The sequence below is a fragment of the Actinopolymorpha sp. B17G11 genome (assembly GCF_040196095.1).
Taxonomy (GTDB): Bacteria; Actinomycetota; Actinomycetes; order Propionibacteriales; family Actinopolymorphaceae; genus Thermasporomyces.
In genome coordinates, this window is the sequence record NZ_JBEFTW010000047.1 from 41,182 (window position 1) to 49,481 (window position 8,300).

At 69.7% G+C, this 8,300-nt stretch carries 7 protein-coding genes; 5 read left to right on the forward strand and 2 right to left on the reverse strand.

The features are described from left to right. Nucleotides 1-54: 54 nt before the first annotated feature. The 4 genes from ABN028_RS31590 (at nucleotide 55) to hpnH (ending at nucleotide 5,775) form a co-directional block, all read left to right on the forward strand. Entirely contained in the window at nucleotides 55-1,071 is a 1,017-nt protein-coding gene (locus ABN028_RS31590; protein WP_349699134.1) for a polyprenyl synthetase family protein, read from the forward strand. Beyond that, the gene (gene shc / locus ABN028_RS31595) at nucleotides 1,071-3,035 is read left to right on the forward strand and encodes a squalene--hopene cyclase (protein WP_349699135.1); all 1,965 of its coding nucleotides are present in this window, start codon (nucleotides 1,071-1,073) and stop codon (nucleotides 3,033-3,035) included. Before ABN028_RS31590 ends, shc begins: the two co-directional genes overlap by 1 nt. 161 nt (nucleotides 3,036-3,196) lie before the next feature. After that, entirely contained in the window at nucleotides 3,197-4,762 is a 1,566-nt protein-coding gene (ispH, locus tag ABN028_RS31600; RefSeq protein WP_349325814.1) for a 4-hydroxy-3-methylbut-2-enyl diphosphate reductase, read from the forward strand. Nucleotides 4,763-4,776: 14 nt separating this feature from the next. Beyond that, nucleotides 4,777-5,775, forward strand: a complete 999-nt coding sequence (gene hpnH, locus ABN028_RS31605; RefSeq protein ID WP_349699136.1) for an adenosyl-hopene transferase HpnH — start codon at nucleotides 4,777-4,779, stop codon at nucleotides 5,773-5,775. Nucleotides 5,776-5,791: 16 nt separating this feature from the next. Here hpnH and ABN028_RS31610 read toward each other — a convergent pair whose 3' ends face one another. Continuing rightward, on the reverse strand, nucleotides 5,792-6,595 hold the full coding sequence (locus tag ABN028_RS31610; RefSeq protein WP_349699137.1) for an SDR family NAD(P)-dependent oxidoreductase: 804 nt from the start codon (nucleotides 6,593-6,595) through the stop codon (nucleotides 5,792-5,794). A 182-nt stretch (nucleotides 6,596-6,777) separates the two neighbouring features. On the opposite strand from ABN028_RS31610, the gene ABN028_RS31615 reads away from it, so the two are divergent. Continuing rightward, nucleotides 6,778-8,163, forward strand: a complete 1,386-nt coding sequence (locus tag ABN028_RS31615; RefSeq protein WP_349699138.1) for an HNH endonuclease signature motif containing protein — start codon at nucleotides 6,778-6,780, stop codon at nucleotides 8,161-8,163. Here ABN028_RS31615 and ABN028_RS31620 read toward each other — a convergent pair. Then, the coding region (locus ABN028_RS31620; RefSeq protein WP_349699140.1) for an integrase core domain-containing protein at nucleotides 8,160-8,300 on the reverse strand (141 nt) is incomplete at its 5' end. The genes ABN028_RS31615 and ABN028_RS31620 overlap by 4 nt on opposite strands.

Consider the following 8,300-nt stretch of genomic DNA (forward strand, 5'->3'; position numbering starts at 1 on the left):
TGAGGTCATGAAAAAGCACAGCACCTTGGTCATGGGACCGACGAAGGAGGTCCCATGACCCTGACCTCGGACCGGTTCAGCATCGACACGCGCCGGCTGGTGGACCCCGCCCTGCGCAAGGCCATCGACCGTCTCGATGCCGCGACGCGGCTCACGGCCGGCTATCACCTCGGTTTCTGGGACGCCGACGGCCGTACCCGTGGTGGCACCGCCGGCAAGGGCGTCCGGTCGACGCTCGCGCTCCTCTCGGCGGTCGCGGCGGAGGCACCGCCGGCTGAGGGCGTTCCCGCCGCCGTCGCGTGCGAGCTGGTGCACAACTTCTCCCTGCTGCACGACGACGTGATCGACGGTGACACCGAACGCCGGCACCGGCCGACCGTGTGGGCCCGCTTCGGGACGTCCGACGCGATCCTCGCCGGCGACGCACTCCTCTCCCTCGCGAACGAGGTCCTGGCCGACGTGGCCTCGGACACGGTCCCGGCTGCCGTCCGCAGGGTGGGTGGGACGGTCCGGCGGCTGATCGCCGGCCAGAGCGCGGACGTCGCGTTCGAGAAGCGCGACGACGTGAACCTCACCGAGTGCCTCGCGATGGCGGCGGACAAGACCGGGGCGTTGCTCGCGTGTTCGGCGTCCCTCGGTGCCGTCCTTGTCGGTGCGCCGGCGCCGTTGTGCAGCGGGCTGTCGGAGTTCGGCGACCACGTGGGCATGGCGTTCCAGCTCACCGACGACCTGTTGGGGATCTGGGGAGACCCGGCCGTGACCGGCAAGCCGGTCCTGTCGGACCTGCGTACACGCAAGAAGACGGTGCCTGTCGTCGTCGCGCTCACGTCCGAGACCGCGGCGGGTGGGAAGCTCCGGGAGCTCTACGCGAAGCCCACTCCCCTCACCGACGCCGAGCTCACCGACGCCGCCGCCTGGATCGAGGAGGCCGGCGGCCGGACATGGACCGAAGCCGAAGCGGACCGGCAACTCGCCGCGGGCGTCGACGCCCTGGCTCCGCTCGGCCTGCACCAGGAGGTCGAGAGGGAGCTGACCGCAGTGGCCCAGCAGCTGAGAGGGCGGGACCGCTGATGACGACGACCTCGCGTTCCAGTCGGCGATCCGGCGAAGCCGTCGTCGCGCACCGACGTCGAGCGGACCGTTCCGCGCTCCTCCACCAGGCGGACGCCGCCCTCGACCGGGCTGTCGACCACCTGCTGGGGCTCCAGGATCCCGGCGGCTGGTGGAAGGGCGAGCTGGAGACGAACGTGACGATGGACGCCGAGGACCTGCTGATGCGGCAGTTCCTCGGTATCCGTACGCCGGAACAGACCGAGGAGAGCGCGCGCTTCATCCGCGGCCGGCAGCGGGCCGACGGGTCCTGGGCGAACTCCTGGTTCGGACCCGGCGATCTGTCGACGACAGCGGAGGCGTACGTCGCGCTGAAGCTGGCCGGCGACGACCCCGAAGCAGCGCACATGGCACTCGCCCGGGAGTTCGTCCTCGCCGGCGGCGGCCTCGAACGCTGCCGCGTCTTCACCCGGATCTGGCTGGCGCTGTTCGGGGAGTGGAGCTGGGACGACGTGCCGGCGATGCCGCCGGAGCTGGTGTTCCTGCCGAACTGGGTGCCGTTCAACCTCTACGACTGGGCGTGCTGGGCGCGCCAGACCGTCGTACCGCTGACGATTCTCGGCGCGTTGCGACCGCGACGGGACCTGGGGGTGACCACGCACGAGCTGCGGTCCGGTGCCCGCGCCGCCCGCCCGCCTCACCCGCTGACCAGTTGGAAGGGTGCGTTCGGTTGGCTCGACCGACTGCTGCACGGGTACGAACGCCGCCCGCTGACTCCGCTGCGGCGGCAGGCGATGCGCCGGTCGGCGGAGTGGATCATCGCCCGGCAGGAGAAGGACGGCTCGTGGGGCGGCATCCAACCGCCCTGGGTCTATTCGCTGATGGCGCTGCACGCGCTCGGTTACCCGTTGGACCATCCGGTGCTGGTGTCCGGCATCGCCGGGTGGGAGCGCTTCACGATCCGGTCCGACGGCCCGGAGGGCCCGGTCCGGCGGATCGAGGCCTGCCAGTCGCCGGTGTGGGACACCGCGCTCGCACTCGTCGGGCTGGGCGACGCCGGCGTCCCGGCCGACCGGCCGGCCATGGTGCGGGCCCGCGACTGGCTGCTCGGCGAGGAGATCCGGGTCCGCGGTGACTACGTCGTACGCCGCCCAACCGCGCCCGCCGGCGGTTGGGCGTTCGAGTTCGACAACGACCTCTACCCCGACACCGACGACACGGCGGAGGTCGTGCTCGGTCTGCGGCGTACGGCCGCGGTCCCCGAAGTCGACGACGCCGTGGGCCGGGCGCTGGCCTGGCTGCGGGCGATGCAGTGCAAGGACGGCGGGTGGGGCGCCTTCGACGCCGACAACACCCGCGAGCTTGCCTACCAGCTTCCGTTCTGCGACTTCGGCGCGGTGATCGACCCGCCGAGCGCCGACGTCACGGCGCACATCGTCGAGATGTTCGCCCGCGAGGGCCTCGCCCAGGAACGTACGGTGCGGCGGGCGGTGCGCTGGCTCTTCGACCACCAGGAGGACGACGGGTCGTGGTTCGGCCGCTGGGGAGCCAACCACGTGTACGGAACGGGCGCCGTCGTACCGGCCCTCGTCGCGGCCGGTGTGTCGCGGAGCCACCGGGCCGTCCACCGCGCGCTCACCTGGATCGAGGAGCACCAGAACGACGACGGCGGATGGGGCGAGGACCTCCGGTCCTACGACGATCCCGCGTGGCGGGGGCTCGGTCCGTCGACGGCCTCGCAGACCGCCTGGGCTCTGCTCGCCCTGCATGCCGGCGACCGGGAGGATTCCGACGCGGCCATGCGGGGCATGTCGTGGCTGGTGGCCTCGCAGCGTGATGACGGCAGCTGGGACGAGCCGCAGTTCACGGGTACGGGGTTTCCAGGCGACTTCTACATCAACTACCACCTCTACCGGATGGTGTTCCCGATCAGCGCCCTCGGCCGGCTGCTCGGCCGGTCCACCTGGGGCGGCGGGCCGATGTAACGGCGGCACATGACATCCGGCTGGTGTGAGGTCCAGACGACATGGGGCCCGACTGGGTGCCGCGCCCGGCCGGTGGGAGGCCGGGGTGGTGTGGGGTCCGGCCGGTAGGAGGCCTGGCTGGCAGGAGGCCGATGACTGGAACGCCCGAGAGGAGGCAGGAGATGCCGCGACAGTACGTCGTCTGCGCACCGACCCACGCGGAGGCGCGACGCCTGCGACGCGGGCTGGGTGCCGGCGTCGTTCTGCGCACGGGCGTGGGCAGGTCGCGGTCGGAGCAGGCCGCGGGCTCGGCGGACCTACGCACGGCGGCGGGGATCGCGGTCGCCGGAATCGCGGGCGGACTGTCGCCGGACCTGCGCCCGGGTGACGTGGTGGTGGCGACCGAGGTGCGCGACGGCGCGGACGGCGCAGTGGTCTCCTGCCCGAGCGCGCCGCTGCTCGCGGGCGCACTCGAGCGTACGCACGAACTGCGACGCGCCGGCTCGGCGGTCCACACCGGTCCGGTGGTGAGCGCGCACCACGTCGTGTCGGGATCCTCCCGCGCGGACCTGCACGCGACCGGGGCGCTCGCGGTCGACATGGAATCCGCGTGGCTGCTGTCTCATCCCACGGATACGCTCCGCGAGCGCCACGTTCTCGAGGGGACCCCGAGACCCTCGCCCACAGCCTGTGTACGCGTGATCGCCGACCCGGCCGAGGAACGGTTGCTGCGTCCGGCGACGCTCGGGCATCTGCGGACGGCCCTGCGGGTTCTTGGTTTCGTCGTACCCGCCCTCGACGCGTGGGGGTCGGCGCTACGGCCCTCCCGGCGGGTGCTTCTCGCCTCGCCACGGTCGTTCTGCGCGGGGGTCGAGCGGGCGATCGACATCGTGGAGAGAGTGCTTGCCCAGAACGGACCACCTGTCTACGTCCGCAAGCAGATCGTGCACAACGCCCATGTCGTACGACGTCTGGAAGGTCTCGGCGCGGTGTTCGTCGACGAGTTGGACGAGGTGCCCGCCGACGCGACGGTGGTGTTCTCCGCCCACGGGGTGTCTCCAGACGTACGCGACACGGCGGACAGGCGCGGCCTCGGCGTCGTCGACGCCACGTGCCCGCTGGTGGCGAAGGTGCACAGCGAGGCACGCCGTTTCGCCGATCGCGGAGACACGGTGCTGTTCATCGGGCACGCTGGTCATGAGGAGACCGACGGCACGATGGGCGAACGCCCGGACAAGATGCTCCTCGTCGAGGATCGAGACGACGCGCGCCGGGTCCGGGTGCCCGATCCTCACCACGTGTCCTATCTCGTCCAGACCACGCTGGCGGTCGACGAGGTGGCGGGGATCCTCGCCGTCCTGCACGAACGCTTTCCGGCGCTTTCCGCACCCGGGTCCGACGACATCTGTTACGCGACGACCAACCGCCAGCGCGCACTCCGGTCGGTAGCCCACGAGGCCGACGTCGTTCTCGTGGTGGGGTCGGCCAACTCCTCCAACTCCAACCGGCTGGTCGAGACCGCCGAACGCCTCGGCACTCCGGCGCACCTGGTCGATGACGCGTCCGGGATCGACCTCGACTGGCTCGCGACCGCCGACACCGTGGCGGTGACCGCGGGCGCCTCAGCACCCACCGAGCTCGTCGACAGCGTGGTCGACGCGCTCGGCGGGCTCGGCCCGCTGGTCGTCGAGGAACGCGAGGTCACCCGCGAGGACATCCGCTTCATGTTGCCGAAAGAGGTGCGCTGAGGATGGGGATGCCGATGCGGCAGAGCCTGCGGATGGCGCGCTACCTGGCCACCCAGCGGCTGCGTGGTCGGGAGAAGTTCCCCCTCCTGGTCGAGCTCGAACCGCTCTTCGCCTGCAACCTCGCCTGTGCTGGATGCGGGAAGATCCAGCATCCGGCCGACGAGCTGCGGCGCCGGATGCCGGTGGAGCAAGCCCTTGCCGCCATGGACGAATGCGGTACGCCGATGGTGTCGATCGCGGGCGGCGAACCGCTGATGCACCCGCAGATCGACACGCTGGTGAACGAGTTGGTGCGGCGCAAGAAGTACGTCTTCCTGTGCACCAACGCCGTGCTGCTGCGCAAGTGGTGGGACCGGTTCTCCTTCGTTCCGTCCCGGTTCTTCGCGTTCGCCGTCCACATCGACGGGCTGCGTGAACGTCATGACGAGTCCGTGTGCGCCGACGGAGTCTTCGACGAGGCTGTGGCGGCCGTGAGATTCCTTCAGGACAAGGGCTTCCGGGTCACCACCAACACCACGTTCTTTACCAACGACACACCGCAGAACGTCATTGACGTGCTCAACTTCCTCAACGACGATCTCCGGGTCGACCAGATGATGATCTCGCCGGCGTACGCCTATGAGAAGGCGCCGGACCAGGACCACTTTCTCGGGGTTACGCAGACGCGCGAGCTGTTTCGCAAGGCCTTCGCGGGAGGCAACCGGCGGCGGTGGCGGCTGAACCATTCGCCGTTGTTCCTGGACTTTCTCGAGGGACGTCGGGACTTTTCGTGCACGGCATGGGGAATTCCGTCGTACTCCCTCTACGGTTGGCAGCGGCCGTGCTACCTGATGGCTGACGGCTATGCCGCGACCTACCGCGAACTCGTCGAGGAGACCGACTGGGAGCGTTACGGCCGTGGTCGGGACGACCGGTGTGCCAACTGCATGGCCCACTGTGGCTACGAACCGACCGCCGTACTCGCCACGATGAGTTCCCTGCGCGAGTCCCTCCGCGCCGTCACCGGCCGCTGAGCCCTGGCGCTCCAGTTCATGATCGTCGCGGCGACGGTGACGATCGCGAGCTGGCATGACGACCGGCGAGTCGGGCGTACGTCGTGGGCGCGACCGCCTGCAGCGCGACGGGGATACGGAGCCAGCGCGGGACGATCACCTCGGCCCGCTCGCGTTCGATCGCACGAACGATCCGTGCCGCCACCCGGTCAGGTGAGATCGGACGCGGGAACCGCCGGACATAAGGCACTCCCCTTCGGACGAAGAACTCCGTGTCGACGATGCCGGGCGCGACGACGCTGACGCCGACACCGCGAGAGGCAACTTCCGCGTGCAGACTTCTGCCGTACGCATGCAAGGCTGCCTTGACAGCCGCGTAGCTCGACTCGCGTGGCACGCCGAGAAGCGCGGCGATCGAGCTGACGTAGCCGAGATGGCCGCTGCCGCGGCGGAGCATGCCGGGAAGCACCGCCCTGGTGAGCGCTATTGGCGCACGGAGATTGACGGCCAGCAGGCGTTCGAGCTCGGCGCCGGGGACCTGTTCGTCATCGGTGTCCGCGTCCGCATCGGCAACGGCACCGATCCCGGCATCGTTGAGGAGAATGTCCGGCACCGGATCGAGAGCGGCCAACCAGGACGCAAGCGCGGCGACGCTCTCCTCATCGGCGAAATCGGCGATGCGCACCTCGCCACCGGTACGCCCGGCGACCTCGTCCAGGCGTTCCTTGTCCCGGCCGACGAGGACCAGGCGACATCCCATCCCGCCGAGCCGAAGCGCGACCGCCCGCCCGATCCCGCTCGACGCGCCCGTCACGACGCCGAAGGCACCTGCCACATCCATGCCGGCCAGCCTTCCACGTCGCCATCACCCGACGTGGGATCTCACCGTTGCTGTCGTATACCAGCCGGCCCGACATCACCGCTTGCAGGAATCCGTCGTGTTCGCTCGTGGCGAACAGAGAGCCTGCTGCACAAGGGCCTTCTGTTCCGCACCGCCGTGATCATTGCGCTATACTCGATGACATGTTCGACAGCAGGGTACTCGACCTGTCGGCGCTGAAGGAAGTGGCGCCGGGGCCCGACCTTGCCGCCGTCCTGGCCGGCATCGATCCGACAATGCTCAACGGCTACGCCCGGGTGATCGTGATGCAGGCGTGGCAACGCCAGTCCTCGTGGGCGTCGTGCCAGATGTACGACGTGATGACACTCGTCGCGCGCTCGCCCGAATGCATGGTCGACTCGGCGCCCGAGTTGACGAAGCACTTCACCGAGTTCGCCTCCGCCGAGATCGGTGCCGCCCTCACCATGTCGCCGGGATCAGCTGACCGCGAACTCTCCTTCGCGTACGAACTCACTGAACGACTCCCCGGCACGCGGGCCGCGCTCGACGCAGGGCGGATCGACCTGGCCAAGGCCAAGGAGATCGCGGCCGAGACCGCGAGTCTCTCACCCGAGCTTGCCCTGCAGGCAGAGGCATTCATCCTTCCCCTCGCGCCAGGGTTGACCAAGCAGCAGATCAGTCGACGGTTGCGGGCCAAGGTCCTGGCGCTCGACCCCGACGGAGCGGAGGAACGCCGCAGACGAACGACCGAGGAGCGCCGGGTGAGATTCGGCACAGGCTGTGAGGGGACCGGCGAGATCGGCGGCTACCAGCTTCCGTTGGAGAGCGTCGCCGCGGCCGAGGCGTTCGTGAAGGCGGTCGCGAAGGCCATCCACGACGAGGCAGACGGCGAGCGGACGCTCACGCAGATCGAGGCGGACGTGTACCTCGACCTGCTTCAGGGTCATCACCTCGACACGCACGGCGTCGTACCCAAGGTCGAACTCGTCGCACCCCTCGAAACCTGGCTGCGCCTGGCGGCGGATTGCCGCGTTGCCGGCGAGGCGACCGCGGACATCGACGCGCCCGCCCGCGACGACAGACCTGCACGCCGCAGCGATACTGCAGCCGCTCGTGCGGGACGCGAGCCGGGTGAGCTGGTGGGGTTCGGACCCGTGTCGGCCGAGGTGCTCGCCGAAATCATGAAGGCCGCGCATGCCGGCTTCGAGTACTCCCACACCGCGACTCATGACGGCGCTGTCGTCGTCCATGGTCGCGGCGCCTACCGGCCCACCAAGGCCCAGCAGGAATTCGTCCGGGCCCGAGATCGCACCTGCCGACAACCCGGCTGCTGCCGACCTGGCGAACGCTGCGACGCCGACCACACGATGGAGCACCGCCTCGGCGGGCCCACGTGCGTCTGCAACCTGGGAGCACTCTGCCGACGGCACCATCGCGCAAAACACGAGGGCCGGTGGTGGTGGATCCAACCGGAGCAGGGCGTCTTCAGAGTCCAGAGCCCACTTGGCCACCTCTACGAACGAAGGCCCGACCCCGTCCCCGGCGGAGGGGAACGCCACGTCGGCTAGCTGTTCCCGATCAGGAGGTTGGTGACGCCGTGGTGGAGTTGTGAGGCTGGGGGTTGGTCTCCGACGGCGGTGTGTGGGCGATGGTAGTTGTAGTGGATGTTCCAGATCTGGATGGCTTCGGCGCGTTGGGTTTCGCT